Below are 26,240 nucleotides of genomic sequence, written 5' to 3' on the forward strand. Positions count from 1 at the left end.
GAGCAACGCTAAAATAAACACGCACACATTGGTCCATATAAAAGGCTTACCAAGTTTCAACTTCTTTATTGCCTAAAACTTGGCATTGGCTATATTAGCCCACACAAAAGCACGGGGTGCCTTTAAGGCTGAGACAATACCCGAAACCTGATTTGGATAATGCCAACGTAGGGATGCTTAACCAGAGTTCTACTGCTGTTTCGCTCGGAGCATTATCTCAGGTGTTTTTGTACAAACTGAGACATTATGGAAGTAGAAAAACAAGACAAGCTCAATACTGTACTTATACCAGAAAAACAGGCCAACTGGCAAGGGAGGCCGGAATGGTTTTTTAATCGCGCGCATACCGATACCTACGAGCTTTGGTACGAAGGCCGATACAAACGCGCAGAGGTTTGGCAAAAGAAAGTAATGGAGCAATTGGTGAGCAAAGACCCACGCATAAAAACCCTGCTCGAATTTGGCTGCGGCACTACGAGATTTACCCGCTGGTGGAAAGAAATTGGCATTGAAGCAACCGGTGGCGACATTTCCCCACTTATGCTCTCGCAAGCCATTCATCTATTCGATGGTGATTTGGTAAATGCCGACTCACACCATATGCCCTTTAAGGACAATACTTTCGATGCCTTAGCCTTCATTACCACATTTGAGTACTACAAGGATCCTGTGCAGGTAATTCGAGAAGCAGCTAGAGTTGCACGCTGTGGCATTGCCATGGGTATGATGAACCGAAATTCACCAAAAGTAGCCCGCAGAAGAGTGCAGCAAGTGTTTGGCAAAAATCCTTTTTATGTAACCGCCACATTCTACACGCCTGCCAAGCTTATGGCCATTATTGATAAAGCGTTAAAAGGAAGAGACTACACTGTAGAATGGACTTGCACGGGTCTACCAAAATGGTTCCCGGTGCAGCAATGGAATGTACCCGTGGGCGATTTCTTTGGGCTTTATGTTCAATTAAATGACTAATACCATGAGTGAAAAACTAGGTAAAATAGAACACGATCTATTCAAACAGTTTATCAGCCAAAACTGCGGGTTTTCGCGACAAGAAGTTAGTACCGGACCAGACTTTGGTGTAGATGTATCAGTAGTTGACCTACCCGGAAACTGGGGCATGGCCATGACTAGCGACCCACTTTCCTTAATTCCATCTTTGGGTTTGCAAGAGTCGGCATGGCTTTCTGTACAACTAATGGCCAACGACATGGCCACAACGGGTTTTGCGCCTACGTATGGCCAGTTTGTACTCAATCTTCCGGCTTCGTTTTCCAAGGCTGACTTTAAAATTTATTGGGAACATATTCACCAATACTGCGCTAACATCGGCATAGCCATTACTGGTGGGCATACTGGTTTTATTGAAGGCCAAAACTCTACCATTGCAGGTGGCGGCACATTCACCACAATAGCGCCCAAAGAGTTGATTTTGGTATCGAAAATGGCGAAACCGGGTGATGCAATTCTGGTGACCAAGCAGTGTGCTATGTCTTCAGCAGCCATTTTAGCCATGAGCTTTCCCGAAACGGTGAGCAACAAGGCTGGAAAAGAAGTACAACAAAAAGCGGCTGAAGCTTTCTTTCAAACCTCATCGTTAGAAGACGCCATACATGCAGTTGGTAGCCACAATTCCAAAGAGGTAACCGCCATGCACGATGTAACCGAAGGCGGTGTGCTGGGCGCCATTTACGAAATGGCCATTGCATCTGGCAACGGAGCAATTGTTTACAATGAAAAACTCCCGAAAAACGAGATTCAAAGTAAGGTTTGCAAAGTGTTTGACCTGGACCCAAGGTTTTGCATTGGGGCCGGGTCAATGATTATTACTTGTAAGCCAGAAGCTAGCCAAGCGGTGATCAATCGATTGGCGAAAGAGCAGATTGCCTGTGCCGAAGTAGGACGAATGACAAGTGCGGATGAAGGCATAAAACTACAAGAAGCAGACAAAACCGTAGACCTCCCCTACTTTGAAGAAGATCCTTATTGGGCGGCATTTTTCAATGCATTTAAACAAGGGCTGAAATGAAAAAGTCACCGATAAAAGCTGGAGTATATCTGGTGATTGACCCTTCAATGGAACTGAACGTACTTTTAGAAAAGCTAGAATCTGCATTAAAAGCTGGGCTTTCGGCCGTGCAGATTTGGGATAACTTTAAGCGTAGTGACATAGCAGAAATCATATCGGCTATAGTCAAGCTTTGCCAGCAACACCAAACACCAGTTCTTATTAACAATCAATGGGAGTTTCTGAATGACTATGGTTTAGACGGAGTTCATTTCGATGAAGTTCCGGACGAAAAAGTCATTCAACAAATAGGTGAAAAAGCCCTTTTGGGCCTTACAACAAACAACAACTTAGCTACCATTAAGTGGGCGGCAGAAAATGCCTTCGATTACATTTCATTCTGTTCGATGTTTCCATCACCTACCGCAAACAGCTGTGATTTAGTCGATTTTGAATCAGTGCAAAAGGCACGTTCAATATTCAACGGACCCATCTTCTTGGCCGGAGGTATTCGCCCCGAAAACTTAAACCAATTACAACAACTAGAATTTGATGGCGTAGCCGTGGTATCGGGCATTATGAGTGCCGAAAATCCCAATGCAGCTATTAAAAACTATCAACAAAAATTAAGAACATTATGAGACCAGCAACCATAAACAAACTCTGCTGCCCTTTTGATAAAGCCGACCTAAACTTAACCACTACCAGCACCGAAGTTGATGGCAATGTGCTAGAAGGTTTTTTCACTTGTAGCAGCTGCAACCGCGTTTACCCAATTGTTCGCGGTGTCCCCATTATGAACCCAGATGAGTACCGAGAGTTCAAGTTAGAGCAACCTATTTTGGAGAAGTACGCCAAGCAACTAAATGGCGCTGTATCTGAAGATTTCCGACTTATCCCTAACACAGAAAAGTCCTTAGAGTAGTTTTACTTAGCCAGTTTTTAAGTGATGCTGGCAATTAGCCGCATCATTTAAAAGCTGGTATTAGCTTATGCATCACCAAAAACGATCAGCAGGTTTGTCAGATTTACTATTCTTTTTATGTTCGCAGGCTAATGCAAACTACCTATGAAAAAATTAATATTACTTATTGTTATTACCATAACAACATCAGGCTGTTCAAACAGCGATGCCCCGTTTGAGCAATACCCTCAAACACACGACATCACATTTGATGTGTCATCATCCGAAAGCAGACAATCTTCCATCGATTTTCAAATTTTAGGAGGAGACATTGAAAAAGAATTCCATTCATTTAGTGATGACCATTTGCCCCTATCGAGAATCTACAGAAACCAAAAGGTAAATTATCAGACGGGCTTATTGATTACTTATAGAGATGTTTCTAATGTGCAAGTTGGCGTAGACTTTGAGCCATACACAGTAACATTAACCATTCGCGTAGACTCAGAAATTGTGGCTACAAATGAATTTATAGTGGATGAATCTGGTTTAGTTGATTACGTTGAATACAAGTTTTTGTAGCGCGTAATTAGAACCATGAAACAAATACCTGTAGTCTCACTTCCGCAAAGCACAAACGAGCCCATTTTATCCGGGAACTTTAACATTAGAAGGCTACAGGATTTTATTGGAGACCAAGGCATGTCATCTGAGCCTCACCGGCACAGCTTCTACTTTATTTTGGTAATAGAAAAAGGCGAAGGAGATCACGAAATCGACTTTACTCATTATCAATTGGCGCATCGCTGCGTATTTATTTTGCGTCCGGGGCAAGTGCACCAACTAAGCGTAAAGGCCGAAACCCGCGGTTTTTTAATGCAGTTCAATGCCGATTTCTATCAACCGAAAAATGGAAAAGTAGCTCAGTTTTTTCGCAGGGCTAGCCACAAAAGCTTTTGCCAATTGCCCGAAGAAACCTTTTCGAGAATTAACTCTACCCTCAACACGATCTTTAGAGAGGCAAAGGAGCAGCAGCAAGGTCATCTAGAAGCCATTAATGCCCTGCTCGACACTTTCTTTATAGAGTTGATTAGAAATGCTAGCGAAAACCGACCGAGTACTGATAAATACGAGCAAGAACGCTTAGAGGAACTTCAAGAACTTTTAGACAAGCATATAGCCACAGAAAAGCAAGTAAGTTATTACACCGGGGCGCTCAACCTTTCTGCCTTTCAACTGAATTCTATCACCAAAAAAGTATTAGGAAAAACCGCTTCGGAACTAATAAATGAGCAAGTAGTTTTAGAGGCGCGCAGGCAACTTTTAGGCACATCAAACCAAGTAAGTCAAATCGCCTTTTCACTAGGCTATGACGACCCATCCTACTTTATTCGTTTCTACAAAAAACATACAGGGCTAACGCCAGAAGCCTACAGAAAAAAGTTCAGCTAAGCACAGCTACACTTCATTTTTGTCCTATCCGCAACCAGGCAACCCACACTAATTTTGCTTCAACAAAGAGTTAATCTTTATGAAGTTAAAAACAAAAGCCAAGCTCTTGGCATCCCTTAAAATCTGGCTGGTTATTTATCCATCCATTACCGCATTTCTCTACTTTTTAGGCGGACCAATTGCTCATTTACCACTCTACCTAAGAACCCTACTGCTCACCGCAACGCTTGTACCCTGGGTAGTTTTTGTAGGTGTACCAACCGTTGAGGCAATTTTAGATCGAATTCCCATTAACAAGAACAAAAAACAACAGATATGAAAACTCAATACGAAGTAATAATAATCGGAGGCAGTTATGCTGGGCTATCCGCTGCCATGGCACTAGGCCGATCGCTCAGAAATGTGCTGGTTATCGATAGCGGAAAGCCGTGTAACCGCCAAACGCCCCATTCGCACAACTTTTTAACGCAAGACGGCAAAGCACCTGCTGAAATTGCTTCAATAGCCAAAGCGCAAGTGGCTAAGTACCAAACTGTAGATTTTTTTGATGACCTTGCTATATCAGGCACAAGAACAGCAGCCGGCTTCACCATAAAGGTTGACAGCGGTGATACTTTTTCAGCACCAAAATTAGTCTTCGCAACAGGCATCAAAGACATCATGCCAAACATTAAAGGTTTCGCTGAATGCTGGGGTATTTCGGTGGTTCATTGCCCCTACTGCCATGGGTATGAAGTTAAAGGCCAAACCACCGGTATTTTGGCAAATGGAGATACTGCCAAGCATCTAGCCCCTCTTGTTGGCAATCTTACAGATAAACTGACCATTTACACCAACGGAAAACCTGAATTTAGTATAGAAGACCTTGAGCAATTAGAAAAACACAACATTGATATAAATGCCAAAGTGGTCAGGGAGGTAGAACACCAAAATGGGCGCATGAATAAACTGATTTTTAAGGATGGTTCTTCGGCCAAATTAGATGCAATTTATGCACGTTTACCCTTTGCACAGCATTCCGACATTCCGGAAGAATTGGGATGTGAGATTAACGACCAAGGTTACATTGCGGTAAACGCCTTTCAACAAACCAACATTGACGGCATTTATGCCTGCGGAGATAGTGCTTCCCCGTTGAGGGCCGTAGCCAATGCTGTTTACTCTGGGAATTTAGTGGGCGCTATGGTCAACAGAGAACTGTGCGAGGCGGCCTTTTAAAGCTTGTTTAAGGCCTTCATTAGTTATCCAGTGCATCAGTACGGGGTTTCTGCTTATGGTTCATAAGTTGGCTACACGAGAGCCCCTTTACACCGTCTTTCTGAGGAAAATCATAAGCCGTCAAGGCGAATGAATGACCGAAAGAATCTACATCGGTATTGCACCTTCGCTAGTTAATCTGGAATCAGTGAGTGGATAAACTTTGACAAACTGGATCAAGAAGCTTATTGCTTATTCATAGTGATATCAGATTCACCATCCAAAAGTTTGTCAAAGTTATCGCGGTTAACAGCTTACATACTGATTCCAACAATAATGAGGTCAATATCTCCACACCAATCTTGTCCCGTAGGGACTTCATATAGGTTGCAAAAAGCATTCGGGAATTCTAATTTGTGCCTTTGGGTACAAAACCAATAAAACATACCGCTCCAATGGAGCTTACTGAGGCGGACGTTATCATTGGGTTATGACATTCGGCTCCGATGGAGCCATGTGGTCGCCCCCTTTTCTCCTCGACCGTAGCGGAGAGGCCTAACAAGCAGTGTAGTTATTAGTAAAACAATTAATGGCTCGTAGTGGGTTAGCGTAAGAAACAATCACTCCGCGTCATGCAGAACCTGTTTCAGCGTCCTCACCAAAGCAACATCTGGTTAATTATTCGTAGATCAAGGTCTTCAATTTTCAGCTCACTAGACTTTGCATAAATAGTTCGGAAAAAATTATGCACTTTTTAAATTAACCTGTTGTTTCAGTCTGGTAAACAACAAATCCCCATGTACCAAACCCTCAAAACCTTAGACTTTTTCACCGAAGCCGAATTACAAGAAGCCATGGAGGCAGCTACTTTCCATGTTATTCCTAAAGGCCAAATTCATATTAATCAAGGAGAAGTTTGCAAAGATGTACTCTTCATCAAAAAAGGCCTAATGCGCTCATTCTATTACAATTCTGAAAGCGAAGAAGTAACCTACTGCTTCAGTTTTGAAAACGCATTTTTCACCGCCTACTCCTCATGGATTCAACAAAAACCTTCACCTGAGAATATTCAGGCGATTACCGATACAGAGGTTTACATTATTAAACGCCATGATGTATTGAGACTTCAGGAAAACAGCATTAATTGGCAAAAGTTCTTTAGAACACAGGCCGAAGGTGCTTACATAAGCCTCGAAAATAGGATAATGATTTTGCAGCGCGAAAGTGCCGAAAAGCGATATGAGGATTTGCTTGAAAGACACCCAGAGTATCTTCAGCAAATTCCGCTCAACTACCTGGCTTCTTACCTTGGTATTACGCAACGCCATTTAAGTAGAATAAGACAAAACTTGGCCAACCTAAAACCTACTGTCATTTAATTTCGAGCGAATTACTTATTGGACAAATGTCCTTTCTGACCCAAGGCTCAGCGTCTTTCTTTGCAGCAAAACTCAAGAAAGATGAAAAACATATTAGTAATTAATGGTCACCCAAACCCCGAAAGTTTTAACTACGCGCTATCGAGGGCATATGCACAAGGGGCGCTAGAAAGTGGCGTAGAAGTCAGTTTTATCAACCTTGCCGAGCTCACATTCGATCCAAACCTTAAATACGGCTATTCGCAGCCGACCCCATTAGAGCCAGATTTGGTCGATGCCATTGAAAAAATTAAGGCGGCCGACCATTTGGTTTGGTTCTACCCTATGTGGTGGTATGGAACACCCGCAATACTTAAAGGCTTTATCGATCGTACTTTTCTTCCTGGCATCACATACAAAACAGTTCCTGGTAAACCATTGCCGCAAAAGTTGCTCAAGGGTAAAACCGCAAGGGTCGTTATTACCGCAGACACCCCTAGCTGGTACAATTGGCTTTTTATGGGCAGACCTGCTATTCATCAATTTAAAAGAGGAGTACTTCACTTTTGTGGTGTAAGGCCGGTAAAGGTTACATACCTAGCTACCATAAAAGGTGCTTCACCAGAAAAACTCAACGGTTATTTAAACAAAGTTAAAAGCCTTGGGAGAAAGCTAGCCTAGTGCGTTAGAGGAAGCTGTTATCAGTAAAGCATGTCGCTCCTCTGGAGCTTTCTGAGACGGATGTTATCATTAGGCTATGACATTCGGCTCCGATGGAGCCATATGCTCGACCTCCGCCCTTTTTCTCCTCAACCGTAGCGGAGAGGCCTACCAAGTGGTCTAGTTATATGTAGACCTGTTCATGGTTCATAGTGGGTTAGAGCAAAAACAACCACTCTGCGTCATGCTGAACTTGTTTCAGCATCTCTATATGCCTTGCACCTAGCCTAGTTAGCAGTGCATCAGGAAACAGTAAGTAAACTTTGACAAACTGGATCAAGAGGCTTATTGCCTATTCATAATGACATCAGTTTAACTATCTAAAAGTTTGTCAAAGTTATGCTCACCCAACCAATTTTGTCCCGTAGGGACTGCATATAGATAGCAAAAAGTACTCGGGAATTCTAACTTGTGCCTTTAGGTACAAAACCAATAACCAAACATGCCGCTCCTTTGGAGCTTAATGAAGCTAGTGCACTTTTATGCTATTACATTTCGTCCCTATGGGACTTGTGAATTACACCAATCGCTAACCTATATACCGATTGCAAATCGATCTTTCGTATATCCTCTTTACAAACGATTATGAAGAACTTCCTGCGCCAGCTTTGGTGTCCTCACCAAAGCGACTTCAGCAGTAATAAAACTTTGACAAACTGATTTAACAGACTAACTACTTATCCATCTGTATTGTCGCATTCTCTAGCCTAAAGTTTGTCAAAGCGGTGATTCCATTTCAATAAAAAACCCCGACACTTTCATGTCGGGGTTTGTAAGCTGTTAAGTACAAATAATTACTTCACCACGCTAATGGTGTAATTGCCTTCTATGCCGTTAGAGGTGTTGGTGCCATTGGCGCTGCTGCCTCCTGCATGGCTAAAGGTGAAGGTAAACCTGTTGGCGTTGAGCAACGAGATTGTCACCTCTTTGCCATCGTCAACCTTAATGGTTCTTGCTTCTTCATCACCCCACTGCCAAGTGCCACTTGCATTGAACAAGTCGGCTCCATTTGTGGTGGTGTAGCCGCCATCGGTAAAGGATAAAGTAAAGCCTGGGTAGTTGGCACTAACATCTGTGCCATCTACTTCTATTCGGCCTGCTCCGTTACCCAAGTCCCAGTTGCCACCTAGTATCTCAAAGGCTCTTTCTCTGGCGTTTGGTGCAGAGGGCACGTCATCATCTTTACACGATGACAGTACCACTACAAATGCTAATATGATCAGTATGCTTATGCGTTTCATCTTCGATTATCTTTTAATCATTACTTTTTTGTTCACTACCGAATTACCGTTACTAAAGCGGACAATGTACACACCACTCTCGTAGCTACTCACATCCACCTGCAGTTTACTTTCGGTCACAGCCGCTCTATTGAACATTGGCTGGCCAGTAGTGCTGTAAATGTTCACATCTACCGGAAGACCGTACAACTCTGTCAGGTCGAGTGTTACCACTGTGCTTGCCGGGTTCGGATAAATATTGATTGTTGCTTCATCCATCAGCTGGTCATCAATGTCGGTAACAATTACACCCGATCCAGATACGTTCATGGTTACTGGAGCGCCACCTTCATAATCGAAAGTGATTGTACCTGCATAAGCCCTGGCTTCTTCTGGAGTAAACACCAAGCTGATCTCTCTGCTTCCGCCTACACCTAGTACAAACGAACCTGGCTGTACACTAAAGCCTGCAGCTGCTTCTGATACCCTGATCTCTACAGGTACCTCTCCATTATTCTCTACAAACCATGTTTTGGTTGTTGAGAAGCCTAGAATGGTCTCTTCGAACATTTCTTCACCTGTAACGGTGATGGAAGCTTCAAGCACGTTGTCTACCGTAATGGTTAATACTTGTTCGAACGTTCCACCGAAACCATCATCTGTTTTTACTCTAATGCTATAGCTGTCCTTGGTTTCAAAGTCGAAGGCTTCGGCAGTTAATAACTGATCGCCATTGATGCTAAAGCTCGCATTGTCCGTATCGCCTGTACCTGCTACTAAAGTGTAAGTATGGCTATCGCCAGCATCTTGGTCGGTTGTAGTGAATGTACCTACTAGCGATCCAATGGTACTGTTTTCCTCAATACTCGAGCTGCTTAAGCCAATGGCTGTTGGCAGGTAATTGGTTGTATAAACATCACCGCTTGCTGCTGTGCTGAAGGCGTTTGTTGCTGCATCAATAATTGAAGCATCTGCTTTAGCCGACAAACCAACAGTTCCCTGACCTGAGATACCATTTACATTCACCGTATAGGTTTTAGCATCTACCGCGGTTACCGAGTTGATACTTGCCGTTGCCGTACCGGTAACCACTGTTTCAAAGTCAGCGACATCTACTCCAATCACATCTTCAGAGAAGGTTACTGTGAAGTTAGCATCGGTATCTGCTGTGTTCAGTTGATCGGCTTCTGCCCTTGCAATGCTACTTACAGCTGGCGCTGTGCCATCGAAAGTTGTGCTTATGGTATTTGCTGATGCTGCACTCGTATTGCCTGCTTGGTCATTCACTGTTCCTGCCGGTAGTGTTACGCTTACCGCTCCATCAGCCGATGGCGTTACAGTAGCTGTCCAAACCAAGCCAGCAGTAACTACTGAGAGGTCGGATGCCGTACCATTAGCAATGGTGAAATCGGTCAACTCAAGCCCTGTTACTTGCTCATCGTAAGCTACTGTTACGGTAAGTGCTTCATTTGTCAAGCTACCAGTGGCTGTACTCAATGTTGGAATAGCCCTGATTCCATCAACATTGATGGCTGCCGTGCTGGCGGTATTGTTAAGCGTTAAGATCGCATCGGTTCCAAACTCACCTACTATGGTAGCTCCGTTCAGGTCGATGGCTGAACCAACCGTGATACCGTCTGTATCTAGGTCACCTTCGGCAATGGTGTAAGTAAATGTAGCGATGTTGCTTTCGCTTACTGTTCCACTCAGTGTGGCTGCCTTCGTTTCTGTTCCAATTGTAATTGGTAGGCTTGGCGTACCTGTAATAGTTACAGGCAGCGTAAAGCTAGTCTCGAAAGTAAGCTTATCGCCTATCGCATACGTGTCTGCCGTAGGAACCGTTGTAGCGGTTACTACTGGAGCTGCAATTGTTGTAAACGTCCAAGCTGTTTTGTTTGTAGCACCTGAATAGCTATTACCAGCATCGTCTGTAATTGCTCCTATTTCAATAGAAACATAGAACTCTGTGCTTGGTGGCAACAATAGGTTTGTTGGAGCTATGGTTACTTCAGATCCATTCACCACAACATTAGTACTTGTCACGTCTATAGTTTCCAATACCTCGTCATTGCTGCTCTGTGCAATGGTGATGTTCCCCATTCCTTTGTAAACATTTTCTCCAAAGTCCATGCTTAGCTTGGCATCTGGTAGAACGTCAATAGCATCATCGGCAGGTGACAAGGTAGCTTCCATGGTCTGGTCGATTGTTGTTTGAGCAGTTACAGCTGTTCCTACATTGCTTGAGGCATCGGTCAATGTTAATGACAAGGTCAGTGTTCCATCGTTCAGTCCTGAAAGGTCTGCTAATGTCACCTGATCTGTGGCTGTAGCAATTGTTCCTGATCCTGTAACATTGGTTCCGCCATTATCTGAGCTCACCGTATAGTTATACGTTGTTCCAATCTCTGCGCCTGCAAAGGTGAAGGTGGTTGTAGCTGTTTCGGCTGACCCTATCAAGGCATCATTCAGTGTAATTGAATAACCAACAGGTGCGGTATTATCATCTTCATCGGTAATGGTTATTGTAGCTCCATCGGTAATATCGATGTTGTTTTCATCTACCGTTCCTGCAGAGATGTTGCTCATGCTCACAGTAAGTGTCTCCGTAGATTCTTCAATATTATCATCCGTAGGAGTAATAGTGAAGGTTTGCTGCTCTCCTGCCAATCCTGAGAAGGTCAGCTTTTGGCTAATAAGCGCAGTGTAATCTGACGTTGAAAGCGCTGTTACATCGGCAGTATTCAATTCTACAAAGAAGCCTCCGTCTACTGCATTGTCTAGAGTAGCGGTTAGGGTAATGGCTCCATTAGCCTCTGCTCCACTTGCATCGGCAATGGTTACAGTTGCTCGATCAGTATTATTGATAGTTACAGTTGCTTCATCCGTAATATCAATATCTGCAGAAGCCGCAGTTGCTGGCGTCAGTCCACTCATTGAAACAGTAATTGTTTCATCTGCTTCAACCATAGCATCATCTGTAATAGATACTGTTACCGTTTGAGTTTCTCCTTCCGTACCTGCAAAAGTCACTTGCTCATTCACCAAGGCGGTAAAGTCAGTTCCCGCTGTTGCTGTTTCATCTGCTGTACTAACATTTACAGAAACGCCACCATCTATTGCATTATCCAATGTTAATATAACTGTTGCTGTTCCATCTTCTTCATTCACCATCACATCTGCCATGGTGATAGACGCTTGGTCATCGTTGGTAATGGTTCCAACTCCTGTAGCATCAGAGATACTTACCTTTCTTCCTCCGGCTAGCAGGTTAGAAAGCGTAACATCGAATGTTTCGTCTGCTTCAACTAAATCGTCATCTGAAACTACAACTGAAAGCGTTTGCGTTTCGCCATCGGTACCTGCGAAGTTCAAGGTTCCAGACCCTGAAGTATAATCGCTAGTAGAAAGTGCTGTTCCATCACTTGTTGCGAAATCAACCGTAATACCTTGATTAACATCACCAGTGAGTGTAACGGTAAAGGTCAATGTAGTTGTTGTTCCATCAGCATTTTCTGCCTTAGCAACATCATCAATAGCAAGTGTAGCGGCATCATCGTTTGTGATGGTTACCGTTGCCTCATCGGTTAGGTTAAAATCATCATTATTTAGAGATGTATTGGTTACACTGCTCAACAATAACCTGAAGGTTTCATCAAGTTCAACCACATCATCATCTAGCACAGTGAAGTTGATGGTTTGCGTCTCACCTGCTGTTCCTGCAAATGAAGCAATCTCATTAAATACTTCAGTGAAGTCATCGTTGTGGCCAGCTGTTCCGGCTGCTGAGTTTACATAAACATCGAATGTTGCTGCTACCGCTTTGTCTAAAGTAAGCGTTGCTGTTCCAGTACCAGCATCTTCGCTTATTGTAACATCGGCAATGGTAATCACAGCTACATCATCGTTTGTAATAGTTACTGTTGCTTCATCAGTAATATCAATATCTGTTGAAGCCGCAGTCGCTGGTGTTAGTCCACTCATTGAAACGGTAATTGTTTCATCTGCCTCAACTATAGCATCAGCTGTAATAGAAATATCGAGCGTTTCTGTTTCGCCAGCTGTACCATCAAACGTAATGGTTTGAGTTGTTATTGGTGAGAAGTCTACTCCGCCCGTGGCGGTACCATTTGTAGTACTAACATCTACTGAAAGGCCTCCTTCAACTGCATCATCTAAAGTGAAGGTTACCGTTGCTGTTCCATCAGCTTCGGCTACCGACACATCGGCTACTGTTACACTAGCAGTTGTTGTGTTTTCATTGGTCACCGAAACGCTCTGATCAATTACGGCATCGTAATTATCATGACTTGCAGCATCATCAATACTCAAAGTGATCTTAACAGATTTATCAGTATCAACCTTTGAGTCATCAACACCCTGAACAGTTACCGTTTGCGGTACATTCCAGTTGCCTGAAGTGAAGGTCAAAGATGACTGATCTACTGTAACTTCTGATGTACTTCCACTTGAAACATTAATGACCACATCTGAAGCTGGCTCTGAATCAAGCACAACATTGAAAGTATCTGTAGCACCTGACTCGTCTACTTCGGTAGAAGAAGCGGTCTCTGTAATAGTGAATCCTGCATTGTTAACGAATTCAATTACCACATCGTCAGAGCTGATAGGGCAAACGCCATTACTAATCGTCCAACGCAAAGTATAAGTTACTCCTACAGTTCCTGTAAAGGTTGAAGTTGGGCTGTTGGCATCACTAAACACACCATTACCATCTCCTGCTACTTCTGACCAAGTTCCAGTTTCACTGAATCCTGAAGCAGTATTACCCGCTAAAGTAGCATTCATAGTGGCAAGTGCTCCATCTATTTCCTGATCTGCTCCTGCCGCTGCAACGGTTACGTTATCGAAGAAGGTGATTTTAACTGTATCGTTACCGGAACAGCTTCCATTGTTTTCTGTCCATTGAAGCGTATAAGTAGTTCCTGCAGTTCCGGTGAACGCTGAAGTGTTACTAGTCGGAGTGGTGACTGTTCCACCTGCGCCAGATAGAATAGACCAAGTTCCGGTACTACCTGTACTAAACGAAGCACCAAGGAAAGTATTCGTTCCACATACATTTTGGTCTGATCCAGCATTCGCTTCTACATCATCGCTCAAAGTAACGACAACATCATCTGAGCTAATTGGGCAAACACCATTACTGATTGTCCATCGTAGCGTATAGCTTACTCCTTTGGTTCCTGTAAAGCTAGAAGTTGGGCTATTTGCATCGGCAAAGCTTCCTCCTGCTCCAGAAACAACAGACCATGTACCGGTCTCTCTAAATCCTGAGGCCGCATTGGCTGCCATGGTAACTGAAGTGTTACATGTCTCTTGATCTGAACCTGCTGCTGCAACGGTCACGTTACCCAAGAAGGTAATTTCAACTATATCAGTATCGGAACAACTTCCGCTATTTTCAGTCCACTGAAGCGTGTAGGTAGTTCCTACTGTTCCAGTGAATTTTGAAGTATTACTGCTTGGTGTAGTTACACTTCCTCCTGCTCCCGATAGAATTGACCAGCTTCCTGTACTACCTGTGCTATAAACTGCACCAAGGAAGGTTTGTGTTCCACATACATTTTGATCTGATCCAGCATTAGCTTCAACATCGTTTACTTCTACTGTAATCACCACATCATCTGAGCTGATTGGACATACACCATTGCTGATAGTCCAACGTAAGGTATAATTCACACCTTCTGTTCCTGTAAATGTCGCTGTTGGGCTATTCACATCGCTAAAGCTTCCGCCTGCACCAGACACAACAGACCAAGTTCCTGTTTCTCCAAAGCCTGATGCCGCATTAGCTGATAATGCTGTAGGCCCACAGATATCCTTATCTAGGCCAGCATTCGCTGGTGTTGGGTTATCAAAGAATGTGATTTTTACCGTATCATTATCTGAACAGCTTCCGTTGTTTTCGGTCCACTGAAGGGTATATGTTGTACCTACTGTTCCAGTGAATTTTGAAGTATTACTGCTTGGTGTAGTTACACTTCCACCAGCTCCTGATAGAATTGACCAGCTTCCTGTGCTGCCAGTGCTATATGAGGCTCCAAGGAAGGTTTGCGTTCCACAAACACTTTGGTCTGCACCAGCATTAGCTATTACATCCTGATTGAATGTAATCACAACATCATCAGAACTGATTGGACATACACCATTGCTAATGGTCCAACGAAGGGTATATGATACACCTCTTGCTCCTGTGAAAGTTGAAGTTGGGTTATTTACATCTGCAAAACTTCCACCTGCTCCGGCAAGTACCGACCAGGTTCCGGATTCACTAAATCCTGAAGCCGCATTAGCTGCTAAAGTGGTTGAAGTACTACATACCTCTTGATCTGCACCTGCAGCGGCAGCTGTTACACTATCATAGAATGTGATTTCTACGGTATCTGTATCTGAACAACTTCCGTTTGTCTCTTCCCATTGAAGTGTGTAGGTTGTTCCTGCCACACCCGAGAAAGATGAATTTGTGCTAGATGGAGTTGTTATTGAACCACCTGCACCTGAAAGAATTGACCATGAACCTGTGCTGCTTGAAATAGCTGAAGCTGATAAGAAGGTATTTGTTCCACAAACACTTTGATCTGCTCCGGCATTGGCCGACAAGAATGCAATTTCAACGTCATCGGTACTTGTGTTAGAACAAAGACTATTACTAGACGTCCAACGAAGTACATAAACTCTTCCTGCAATTCCTGTAAAAGTGGCAGCCGGATCATTCACATCACTAAAGCTTCCGCCTGAACCAGAAACTACTGACCAAGTACCTATTTCACCGTCACCGTTAATTGTATTTCCAGATAACGTAGCAGAGTTACTCTCGCAAATCAATTGGTCAGGACCAGCGTTTGCTGGGGTTAAAGCTGCACATATACCCACCAAAACATCTGCCGTAGACGGCACATTTGCTGGTAAATCAACTACAAGTGAATTTCCTACGGCATCATCAATTATGCCATCAGATACAGTAAATGAATTTATGGCAATTCCATCAGTATCTAATTCATTGGCCTGAACAGTATATCTGAACACAAGTGAACTTGTACCAGTACCAGACACGTACTGTGCTGCTCTGGCTGTATTTCCGATAGTAATATTTAAGGAAGGAGGCGTTGCACAGCCCTCATCAATATTAACATTTTCGCTAAATGTTAAGGTGAAGTCTAGATTATCGCCTGACTCATAACTACCACCTGTAGGAACTGAAACGCTAGAAATAGTAGGTGCAGTATTATCAATTGAATAAGTCTGGTCGCTAGACGGCTCTGTAGTTGATAACTCATTCCCTGCTTCGTCTTCTATTGAAACATTGGAAGCTAAGTTTAAACCTACCGTTCCATTAAAGCTGGCAATGTCTCCACCAGATACCGTAACATCATATGTTGAAGCCGTTAATTGGCTTACGGCAATTGTTGCTCCCGTAAGGCCGCTAACTGTAAAGTCATTTAAGTCTACACCTGTTACATCTTTGCTAAAGGTGGCTAAGAACACTAGCTGATCCGCAGCTGTTAACTCGCTAGAAGGGTTTTTCCTCGTAAAGCTTGTTACGGCTGGAACTATGTTGTCTAGGCTGTAACTCTCACTAGTAGTTGGTGCGACATCTAGTAAATTTTCAGGTATTTCAGCAGAAACTATGGTTTCAAAAGAGAGGTCATTAGAGGCTACAGGGCTAGAATCCCTATACAATTGCCCCCCACTTAGTGGATCATTATACATGGCATTAAACACGACATCCGTATTAAAAGGTGCGGCTCCATGGAAAATAATAGTGTAAACTTCTCCAGATGTAATTGCAGGAGGAGTAGTAAAAGTGAAGGTTTGATAGTCCAAACCATTAGAAGCTTCAAAATCAACCGTTTCAGTAGCTAAAACAGAACCCGAAAGACCTTCACCTTCAAATAGACGCATAGTAGCATTTGAATAAGCTTTAGAAAACGCACTTGTACGAATCATTATGGAGGTTAGGTAACCTGAATTATTTGCAGTGAATGACTGACCAAAATTGTTACCTCCAGTTGAAGAAGCAACTAAGGTCTGACTTTGGTCTACCGCAGAACTTACTGCTGTTGTAATGTTGTTTGTTCCGCTTGTTCCATCTATACCATTTATATTTAGTTTAATGGTACCGTTAGAGTTGGTTACACCTGTAACTGTTACATCATATACACTGGCACTTACCGTAGAAACTGAAGACACGGTTCCGTCAGCAGCGGCAGTTCCACTTAATGAGAAGTCTGTTACATCAACATTTTGAACACCCTCATCAAATGTCACTCTGAATATTACCTGATTGGCATTAGTAGTTTCTGAAGTAGGAGTATTTCTTACAATGCTTATTATTGAAGGTCTAGAAAATACTTTAATTGTAGCAACATAATCTCCAGAGCTATTTACAAAGCCATCATTTACTTCAAATTGAAAGGATGAATTGATAGAACCATTCTGAATGTACTGTAAGTTGCCTGCATCCAAATCGGCCTTACTGATTTGTTGAGAAACCGAAACTGTTTCGCCAGCATCGAAGACATCATCGTTATCGGCATCTAAATATAAAGTACCATTTGTTGGTACAGATTCGATTAAGACATGATCTAAAGGATCTGAATCACTGTCGTTATAGCCAAAATCATTAGTCGAAAAGGTGTAAGTCAGATTCTCTGATGGATTTGCAGTGAAAGCAGAGGCGGTTGGGGCATTATTGGATACATCAGGAGTTATATTAATACCTGAATATTGATTAGCAGCTATATTAATAGGGCTCTGATTTGTAGTCCAATTAGCAGGATTGTGTATTGCTGCTCTTACAACAGAAACTGTTCCTGTAAGTGTTCCTGTGTATTTAGCATTATCCGCCTCTCCTGTATTAGGAAATAAAGCTATAGCATTTTCCCCATTTGTTAAACCTGCGGGCATACCCGAAGTATCTCCACTTGTTGTACTACAAGATCCACTAACATGAGTACAAGTAGAACAGCTAAGCCAACCGCCTGCATCATCACATCCTACAGTGTGTACATAATTATCATCTCCGTAGATCCCAGCAATAAAAGTTGGATTAGTCGGTTCTACACCAGATGATGATTGATAAGCCAATATACTGTCTCCCCCAAGTAAACTGAAGCCACTTCCAGACAGAAATGCTGTTCCGTGAGTAACGGTAAAGCTATCGCCTGAAGTTTCTATGATTGATATAACAGTACCCATAGAAACTCCTCCTGCTGGTGCAGTCCAAGTAATATGATCTTCTGCATTTGTATACCAAACAGCATTTGTTGCATTCCAGCCTTTATCTGTAAAATAAATAACTTCACCTGCGGGTATATCCGTTAAAGCTATAAAAGTAAAGCCATCGTCTGAATCGGTATGATACCCCACAAACGCAATATCTCCAGCATTAAGTGTATTTGATGGCTCATCCACATCCGTCACTGTTATAGCAAACTCCTCTGCATAATCAGCAGTAGTAGCACTGGAATATATCTGGTTTGTTCCAGCAATATTAGATGTATATCTGTCTGTATCAGTATTAAGATTATACGGAGTGATATTTGAGGTGTAATTCCCGGTATCAGAACCCGAAGATTCAACCCCTTGAAAAATTGATTGGGCATATGCTGCCTGATAGTACGTTAATAGAATTAAAAACAGAATGATTCTTTTCATAAAAAAGTCAATTAAACTATATGAAGATGCTTGGTGATTCGTTTATGGAAGGACAGTTAGTATTTAAGAGATTCGGCTTCTCAAATGAGCTTTAAATATTCTCTTTGGCAAGAATGAACTCAATACTATTTTTCCAGTAGGCATTTCTAGCTCACTGGTTTTAAAAGGTTGCCTAACTGTATATTTCATGATCTTGGTGAAAGATATTGGCAGCCTGAGACAATAAACCGTGACTTCTGAAGTCAAGAAGTCATTGTCGCTCTGACCGCACTATGTGTCATTATTGTTCTAGTTGAGTCTCCAACAGACAATTGTAAAATCCTGTTAGAGGAGCTTTCGCAAAAAAACAACCTTCGCTCAAAAAAAAATTGTACAAATCGGAAGTACCTATTTTCTAATCGACTCTTGCTTTGCGAAATAGGTAGGCAGCAGATTTTTTCTCTGCTCTAATTTCTCTAGGAGTTTTACCGCAGAACTGTTTAAAATCCCGAATAAAGTGTGCGTGATCATGGTAGCCCATTTCATAGGCTATGTCAGAAAGTTTAGGAAAACTCTCCAAGTCATCAATCAATTTTAGAGACTGATTAAATCTAGTAAGCTGAATAAATCGTTTTGGAGAAAGACCAACATGTTCCTGAAAAATGTTTGATATGTGTCTTTCTGAATAGCCCATCCAATAGGCAAGTTCACTAACTGACAGATTATATGCCTTGGCTTCTACAATCTTGTTGTATATCAGCTCTACGTCTTCTCGAATTGGGTTTTCATTAAGCTGTGAATGTATAAACCTCTGCATTCTGCCTACTAGCTGTGGAGTACTCAAGTTATCTACATCGGTAGGCAAATCAGCCTTTTCTAAATCAATCAGGTCATTTAGGCGGGTAAAGGTATTCAGAATATCCCTGGGCTTAATCTTAAAAACCAAGCCTAGATAAACTGGATATATTGAAGCGGCTATCACATTCATTTTTGAATGTGTATATTTTGCAGTTCCATCTATAAAGGCCAAATAGTACCCGCTATTTACTACTGAAACATTATCTGAGCCTTCAAACTCAACTTGAAACTCCTTTTCAGTTTTGATGTGAAAAAATGCTATCCTTCCAGAAGGCAAAAGGTAATCAGAGCGATCGGCATCGGTACTGTAGCTTAATTCAAAGAATGATCTTACTACATTAGAAAGCTCCTTTTGAGGTTGGGTATGCCTTAGTTTGAGTGTCATGACCGATCTGTTATAAGGAGAGTGGAACTAACCGAGCACTGAAAACGGTAACAACTAAAAGGCAAACACAAAGTATGCGTCTTGCACTTTGAGAATGAAGAAGAAATCATGTTAGGTGAAATGAAAAAGTTAAGTCAATGGCAATCTGTAAACAGATAACCTAGTAAAACCTGCTATTGATGATTAAGCACATTTGAATGCACCAACCATGAATTTAAAACTGAAATAATAGCCTTAACCTATTTCCGCTTTCCTCCATAATCATGATTGATGGAGAGTTGAATGGGTAACTGATATGACTTACTTTTTGCTTTGGTGAGCGTAATGTACATTGAATTAGTATTGATTTAGTTATAAATATGTTGACACTTCAGAAGCTAAACGCCTCAAGCAGCTTCCGATTAACGCTAGTTGAGTAGAAAGCGTTAACACATGTCAACCCGCCTCAAAAAGTCTAAAACAGAGTAATTCCTCTAGCCTTAGCCCCATCAGCGATATTAAAGTCTCTGAAAAGTCTAGTTAGATACTATCTATGTAGGATTGGTGTTACAAGTCGCAATATTCCGCTTGTGAACACAAGATAAATGAATTTTGTAAAACATGGTATACGTGGAAATATCAGTAAAAAATACCTTTTAACACTAACACAAATTGTATTGAAACAAAAGACTAAGCGGGCTAAATACATCCATAAATATTTAAAAATTCACTTCCATTAAGTCCAATCAACTTTTTGAAAAAATTTGACTTTAGCCCACAAAAAAACCCTCGATGCCGAAACATCGAGGGTTTGTATATCTAAAACAGTTACCTCTTATAAAGAGATACCCATAAAGCTCATAAATGCTAGGCCCATCAAACCAGTGATGAACATGGTAATACCTAGACCCTTCAATGGATCTGGAACGTGAGAGTACTTCAATTTCTCTCTAATAGCAGCCAAGGCCACAATAGCTAAGAAGAAACCGATACCTGAGCTGAAACCGAAAACGGTAGCCTCGCCCAAAGTGTAGTCTCTCTGCGCCATGAAAAGAGAAGAACCAAGAATCGCACAGTTTACAGCGATTAGTGGAAGGAAAATACCCAATGATCCGTAAAGTGAAGGAGAGAATTTTTCAATTGTCATCTCTACCAGCTGCACCATTGCTGCAATAATTGCAATGAACATGATAAATCGAAGGAAAGTAAGGTCGATACTCGCAAAATCGGCTCCTAACCAACTCAAAGCTCCTTCTTTCAACACATATTCGTTCAACAACCAGTTGATTGGCACCGTCATACCCAAAACGAATACTACTGCCAAACCAAGACCAAAGGCCGTTGATACTTTTTTAGAAACCGCCAAAAAAGAACACATACCTAAGAAATAGGCAAACACCATGTTCTCAATAAAGATCGATTTGATACCTAAGTTTAATAAATCCATGATTGTTCCTTTTTTAGTGTTCTATGTAACCTGACTTAGATCGCTGTACCCAAATGATAAAACCTATTACGATGAATGCCCCAACAGGAGAAACCATCAAACCGTTAGTTGCAAAGTTCTCAATTCCCATTGCCTCGAATACTGGGTAACCAAACACTTTACCAGAACCCCAGATCTCTCTGAAGAAGGCAACTGTAAGGATAATCCATGAGTAACCAAGACCAGAACCAAGTCCGTCTAATACTGAATCGTAAGGTTTGTTACCCAAGGCAAAAGCCTCCAAACGCCCCATTACAATACAGTTGGTAATAATCAAACCAATAAATACAGAAAGCTCTTTGTACATATCGTAGGCATAAGCTTTCAATACTTCGTTTACTAGGGTTACCAAAGTTGCCACAACTGCCAACTGCACGATAATACGTACACGAGCAGGAATAGCATTACGCATCAATGAAATGATAAGGTTTGAAAACACCAATACAAGTGTTACAGAAATTGCCATTACCAAAGTAGGCTTCATCTGTGTGGTTACCGCCAATGCAGAGCAGATACCCAATACCTGAATGGTAATCGGGTTATCGTCACTCAAAGGATCGGTAACGAATTTCTTCCTTCTCTTCGATAGTAAGGCTTCTTTGTCCTTTACTACCGGTGTTTCTAAAGTTTCAGTACTCATAAGTCTGTTCTTTAAAAATTATTGGTTCATTGAAAGCGCTTCAGCTCCCACGTTCTTTTCAAAATAATTCTTGTAGTAACCAAAGTAGTTAGCCAACATGCTGTTAACACCATTTGCTGTTAACGTAGCACCTGCCATACCATCTACTTTGTGCTCGCCAAGTTTCGACTCAGGGTTGTTTTCGCCCTTAACCATAGTTACAGAAACCAACTCGCCAGAACCGTCAACTAAGGTTTTGCCTATATAACGTGCCTGAATTTCGTCAGAAGTAATTCTAGCTCCCAAACCTGGGGTTTCACCTCTGTGCGCTAAGCTGATACCTTCCACTGTAGTGAAATCAGGAGAAACGGCTACGTAACCCCAAATAGCATCCCAAAGACCAGCACCAAAAGTTGGAAGAATGTAAGCTTCTTCGCCATTGCTGCTGTATTTGAATACTGGGTAAACACGCTCTTCAGCCGATTTCTTGTAATTCTTCTCGATGTTCACGTTTTCAGCTACCTGACCTTGAACCAAGTTACCCTGATAATCTGCTACTTCAGAAGTAATAACTTCTGCGTAGCGATCAAGCACTTGTTGTTTGGTCATTTCAGCCAAAGCTGCTTTTTCTGAAGGAATAGCCCCAAGAATTTGCTTCTTGGTATCTAAATCTACCGCTTCCTTTTGTGTTGGTCCCAAAACCTGAGACACACCTGAAAGCAAACCTCCCAAAATAACTGTTAATACAAGGGAGAAAACGATGATGTATGTATTAGACTGTTGCACGAGCTAACCTCCTTTTCTTGTTTGCTTGAACTACATTATAATCGATAAGTGGCGCAAAAACGTTCATAAATAGAACTGCCAACATAATTCCTTCTGGATATGCAGGGTTCACCACTCGAATAATCACTGTTAAAATACCAATCAAGGCACCGTAAATCCACTTACCCGTTTCTGTCTGCGATGCAGATACCGGATCAGTAGCCATAAACACTGTACCGAATGCCAAACCACCAATTACCAAGTGGTAATGAGCAGGCATTTCCATGTAAGCATTAGCACCCACCATGTTAAAGATGGTACCCATTGCAAATGCACCAGCAAAACAGCTCAAAATAATCTTCCAGCTACCTACGCCAGTTGCAATCAAAATTAAAGCACCAACTAGTGCCATCAAAGTTGAAGTCTCTCCTATTGAACCAGGAATTCCACCAATCAACATGTTTTGAAAGCTGAAGAATTCGCCACCAAATGGAGCGGCTAATGCGCTGTTTGCCTGATTCAAACCGTCTACAACAGTTTGAGCACCAGCGTTTGAAGTATCGTAAGCTACAGAAAGTGCTGTAGCACCAGAGTATCCGTCTACAGGAGTTTTACCTGCTAGTTGTGTCCAAACCTCGCCAGAGATTTGAGAAGGGTAAGCAAAGTAAAGGAACGCACGGGCTGTCATAGCTACGTTAAGCACGTTCATACCAGTACCACCAAATACCTCTTTACCAATTAACACACCAAATACAGTAGCCAAAGCTACTTGCCACAATGGAATGGTTGGAGGAACAATAAGCGGAATCAACATACCCGTTACAAGGAAGCCCTCGTTGATTGGGTGCTTTCTGATTACTGCGATAGTTGCTTCTACAATACCACCTGCTGCGTAAGAAACCAATAGAATTGGCAATACCCAGCGGGCACCAAACAACAAATTGCTTAATGAAAAGAATGAAGTCTCTTCTCCTACCGCTACATGGTGCTGGTAACCTACGTTAAAGGTACCCCAAAGCAGACATGGAATCATAGCGATTACCACTGTCATCATCATTCTCTTCAGGTCAATCGCATCGCGCACCTGAACACCTTTAGTACCAGCAGTAGCTGCAGGCTTAAATAAGAATGTTTCGTTTGCTTCCCACAAGAAGTAGAACTTCTCAAACTTGCCACCTTTTTCGAATTGTGGTCTTTGTTTTTCTAATAAGTCGTGTAAAAACTTCATTGCTTACCCGTTTTGCATCAGTTCTAGACCTTCCCTAACTATTTTCTGAACATCGTGTTTAGAAACATCGATGAATTCACAAAGGGCTAAATCCTCTTCTACCACCTCGTAAATACCAAGAGATTCCATGTCGTCAAAATCCTCTGCCAAAATTGCTTTTAGCAAATAAGTAGGATAAATATCCATAGGAACCACCTGCTCGAAAGTACCAGTTTGTACAAAAGCTCTTGGTTCTCCGTTTGTGTTAGAATCTAGCACATACTCTTTGTTCTTCCCGTTTAAGAAAGAGAACAAGCCCCAAGCTCTGTGGAAACTCAATCTTTCCTTCTGTGGTTTAATCCAACCCAAGAATTCAGGCTGATCACCTTCAGGAATAACCGTTAATAAGTTATCGTAGAAACCTAAGTAACCTTCTTTACCAATGCTTTCGCCAGTAAGTACGTTACCAGAAATAACTCTTACGTGATCTTGCTTTAGGTTACCTTCTACCAATTTATTTACAGCAGCACCTGTGTAAGTCTTAAAGTACTGAGGAGTTGAAACCTCCGAACCAGCTACTGCTACAAGTCTTGATGCATCGTATTTACCTTCAAGAAACAACGTACCGATTTGTGCAACTCCATAAGGAGAAACAGTCCATACAATGTCTCCTTTATTCACAGGGTCGATGTGGTGAATTTGAACACCAACATTACCTGCCGGGTGAGGTCCACCCACCTTATTGTTCTCAACTTCTCCTACATTGGCAAAAACAGAAGCAACCTCCCCGTTAAGGTCGGTATTCAAGTGAATTTTGCCTTGAGTGAATTTCTTTAGAATGCTAATTCCGGTAGCGAAAGCCTCTTCTTTACCTTTAAGCGTAAAGGCAACATCGGCTGCTAATGGGTGTGTATCGAAAGCAGAAATGAAGATTGCCTTTGGGGTATCTTCTTCTTTAGCTACAATACCATAAGGGCGTTGGATGATATTTCCCCACACACCGCCTTTTGTCATTTGGGCAGTAGCATCTTCTTTCGAAAGGTTTTGAATATCCGAAACATTGAACTTTGTGAATGTTTCGAATTCTACTTCTTTGTCGGCTAAAATCTTGATCTCCAAGATCTTTCTTTTAGCCCCTCTTTTTACTTCGACAATTTCACCACTAACTGGAGCGCAGTACATTACGTTTTCCTGCATTCTATCGTACAATACAGGAGACCCAGCCTTCACGTTGTCACCTTCTTTTACAAGAAGTTTAGGCCTTTTCATACCAACAAAGTCTGTTGGCTTAATAGCAAACGTTTCCGAAGGAGGAGTACTAGCGATTGTCTTTTCTGCCTTTCCAGCGAGGTTAATATCAAAGCCCTTTTTAAGCTTTATTGTTTTAGACATACTCTATTAATTGAGAATCACTAAGGTTGATCAAAATCGAGGGCAAATTTAATTGATTTGCACTCTTATAAAAGGCTTAATGCCCATTTTGGGGCGCAAGTTAACCCAAAAAAACGTACAATGAAATTGAAATGGAATTAATGTGCGAGCGGTGTTTCTTGGAAAGCTCCTTCAATAAAATTGGCCACTTGTTCCATTAGCCACATTGGGGTTGAAGTAGCTCCACAAATCCCTACCTTATCGGCTGGTTTAAACCAACTTAGGTCTACCTCCGATTCGTTTTCTACAAAGTAGCTTCGTTCGTTTTGTTGCTTACAAACACCATATAACGCCTTTCCGTTAGAGCTCTTTTTTCCACTCACAAAAACAATCACATCTCTTTCAGTGGCAAATTGCTGCAATTGTGGCTCTCTGTTGGACACCTGTCGGCAGATACTATCATTGGCATTAAAGTCCAACTCTTCTAGCGTTCCCTTGGTGTCTTTTATACGCTCTTCAATTAATGACTTGATATGATAAAAGCCCTTGGTGCTTTTTGTGGTTTGGGAGAATAGCGTAATTGGTCGGTTAAAGTCAATTTTATCCAAATCAGCTTCTTCCATTATAATAATGGCTTCGTTATTGGTTTGACCAGTAAGGCCAACCACCTCGGCATGGCCCATTTTACCATATATTACTATTTGACCTTCAACCTTCTCCATTTTGTCGTAAGCCAGTTTTACACGGTTCTGAAGTTTTAAAACCACAGGACAAGAGGCGTCTATCAACTCAATATTGTTCTGAAGCGCCAACTGATACGTTTCTGGTGGTTCGCCATGTGCGCGAATAAGCACCTTGGCGTCTGTCAGGTCTTTTAGCTGCTCACGATCGATAATGCGAAGCCCTTTGGCATGAAGCCGCTCCACCTCCATACTATTGTGTACAATATCGCCAAGGCAAAAAAGCTTGCCATCAGCCATTTCGTCTTCAGCCATTTGTATGGCGAATTCTACTCCAAAACAATAGCCCGAATTCTTATCGATTGTTACCTGCATAT

General features: G+C 42.0%; 19 protein-coding genes and 1 riboswitch. Of the genes, 10 read left to right on the forward strand and 9 right to left on the reverse strand.

Features of this window, described 5'->3' with window-relative positions; translation table 11 throughout:
• The first annotated feature begins 102 nt into the window (after positions 1-102).
• Positions 103-191, forward strand: a riboswitch (TPP riboswitch).
• Positions 192-246: 55 nt separating this feature from the next.
• The 10 genes from BMW98_RS12790 (at position 247) to BMW98_RS12835 (ending at position 7,600) form a co-directional block, all read left to right on the forward strand.
• On the forward strand, positions 247-972 hold the full coding sequence (locus tag BMW98_RS12790) for a class I SAM-dependent methyltransferase (RefSeq protein ID WP_090258971.1): 726 nt from the start codon (positions 247-249) through the stop codon (positions 970-972).
• 4 nt (positions 973-976) lie between these two features.
• Positions 977-2,029, forward strand: coding sequence for an AIR synthase family protein (locus tag BMW98_RS12795; RefSeq protein ID WP_090259462.1), 1,053 nt, complete (start codon positions 977-979; stop codon positions 2,027-2,029).
• Positions 2,026-2,649: a thiamine phosphate synthase gene (locus BMW98_RS12800; RefSeq protein WP_090258972.1), complete on the forward strand. Its 624-nt coding sequence runs from the start codon at positions 2,026-2,028 to the stop codon at positions 2,647-2,649. Before BMW98_RS12795 ends, BMW98_RS12800 begins: the two co-directional genes overlap by 4 nt.
• Positions 2,646-2,933 carry a Trm112 family protein gene (locus tag BMW98_RS12805; RefSeq protein ID WP_090258973.1) on the forward strand — a complete coding sequence of 96 codons (288 nt, stop codon included), beginning with the start codon at positions 2,646-2,648 and terminating at the stop codon, positions 2,931-2,933. Before BMW98_RS12800 ends, BMW98_RS12805 begins: the two co-directional genes overlap by 4 nt.
• A 144-nt stretch (positions 2,934-3,077) precedes the next feature.
• Positions 3,078-3,494, forward strand: a complete 417-nt coding sequence (locus tag BMW98_RS12810) for a hypothetical protein (RefSeq protein WP_090258974.1) — start codon at positions 3,078-3,080, stop codon at positions 3,492-3,494.
• Positions 3,495-3,509: 15 nt separating this feature from the next.
• Positions 3,510-4,364 (forward strand): AraC family transcriptional regulator, encoded by an 855-nt coding sequence (locus BMW98_RS12815; RefSeq protein WP_090258975.1) that lies wholly within the window; start codon positions 3,510-3,512, stop codon positions 4,362-4,364.
• Between the two features lie 79 nt (positions 4,365-4,443).
• On the forward strand, positions 4,444-4,683 hold the full coding sequence (locus BMW98_RS12820; RefSeq protein ID WP_090258976.1) for a hypothetical protein: 240 nt from the start codon (positions 4,444-4,446) through the stop codon (positions 4,681-4,683).
• Positions 4,680-5,582 carry an NAD(P)/FAD-dependent oxidoreductase gene (locus tag BMW98_RS12825; protein WP_090258977.1) on the forward strand — a complete coding sequence of 301 codons (903 nt, stop codon included), beginning with the start codon at positions 4,680-4,682 and terminating at the stop codon, positions 5,580-5,582. The genes BMW98_RS12820 and BMW98_RS12825 overlap by 4 nt, the downstream gene beginning before the upstream one ends.
• 776 nt (positions 5,583-6,358) lie before the next feature.
• Positions 6,359-6,940: a Crp/Fnr family transcriptional regulator gene (locus BMW98_RS12830; RefSeq protein ID WP_090258978.1), complete on the forward strand. Its 582-nt coding sequence runs from the start codon at positions 6,359-6,361 to the stop codon at positions 6,938-6,940.
• Positions 6,941-7,021: 81 nt separating this feature from the next.
• On the forward strand, positions 7,022-7,600 hold the full coding sequence (locus BMW98_RS12835) for an NAD(P)H-dependent oxidoreductase (RefSeq protein ID WP_090258979.1): 579 nt from the start codon (positions 7,022-7,024) through the stop codon (positions 7,598-7,600).
• A gap of 833 nt (positions 7,601-8,433) precedes the next feature.
• On the opposite strand, the gene BMW98_RS12840 is transcribed toward BMW98_RS12835, so the two are convergent.
• The 9 genes from BMW98_RS12840 to BMW98_RS12880 form a co-directional block, all read right to left on the reverse strand.
• Positions 8,434-8,880, reverse strand: coding sequence for a hypothetical protein (locus BMW98_RS12840; protein ID WP_121505260.1), 447 nt, complete (start codon positions 8,878-8,880; stop codon positions 8,434-8,436).
• Positions 8,881-8,886: 6 nt separating this feature from the next.
• Positions 8,887-18,534 carry a Calx-beta domain-containing protein gene (locus BMW98_RS12845; protein WP_090258981.1) on the reverse strand — a complete coding sequence of 3,216 codons (9,648 nt, stop codon included), beginning with the start codon at positions 18,532-18,534 and terminating at the stop codon, positions 8,887-8,889.
• Positions 18,535-18,928: 394 nt separating this feature from the next.
• Positions 18,929-19,756, reverse strand: a complete 828-nt coding sequence (locus tag BMW98_RS12850; RefSeq protein WP_090258982.1) for a helix-turn-helix domain-containing protein — start codon at positions 19,754-19,756, stop codon at positions 18,929-18,931.
• Positions 19,757-20,570: 814 nt separating this feature from the next.
• Positions 20,571-21,182, reverse strand: coding sequence for an NADH:ubiquinone reductase (Na(+)-transporting) subunit E (gene nqrE / locus BMW98_RS12855; protein ID WP_090258983.1), 612 nt, complete (start codon positions 21,180-21,182; stop codon positions 20,571-20,573).
• Between the two features lie 13 nt (positions 21,183-21,195).
• Positions 21,196-21,861: an NADH:ubiquinone reductase (Na(+)-transporting) subunit D gene (locus tag BMW98_RS12860; protein WP_090258984.1), complete on the reverse strand. Its 666-nt coding sequence runs from the start codon at positions 21,859-21,861 to the stop codon at positions 21,196-21,198.
• Between the two features lie 18 nt (positions 21,862-21,879).
• Positions 21,880-22,626 (reverse strand): NADH:ubiquinone reductase (Na(+)-transporting) subunit C, encoded by a 747-nt coding sequence (nqrC, locus tag BMW98_RS12865; protein WP_090258985.1) that lies wholly within the window; start codon positions 22,624-22,626, stop codon positions 21,880-21,882.
• Complete coding sequence (locus BMW98_RS12870; protein ID WP_090258986.1) at positions 22,613-23,833, reverse strand: NADH:ubiquinone reductase (Na(+)-transporting) subunit B; 1,221 nt, start codon at positions 23,831-23,833, stop codon at positions 22,613-22,615. Before BMW98_RS12870 ends, nqrC begins: the two co-directional genes overlap by 14 nt.
• A gap of 3 nt (positions 23,834-23,836) precedes the next feature.
• On the reverse strand, positions 23,837-25,204 hold the full coding sequence (locus tag BMW98_RS12875; protein WP_090258987.1) for a Na(+)-translocating NADH-quinone reductase subunit A: 1,368 nt from the start codon (positions 25,202-25,204) through the stop codon (positions 23,837-23,839).
• Positions 25,205-25,341: 137 nt separating this feature from the next.
• A complete protein-coding gene (locus BMW98_RS12880) occupies positions 25,342-26,238 on the reverse strand; it encodes a 4-hydroxy-3-methylbut-2-enyl diphosphate reductase (protein WP_090258988.1) in 897 nt (298 codons plus the stop codon).
• Positions 26,239-26,240 lie beyond the last annotated feature (2 nt).

The organism is Roseivirga pacifica (assembly GCF_900111145.1).
In the GTDB taxonomy this organism is placed as follows: domain Bacteria; phylum Bacteroidota; class Bacteroidia; order Cytophagales; family Cyclobacteriaceae; genus Roseivirga; species Roseivirga pacifica.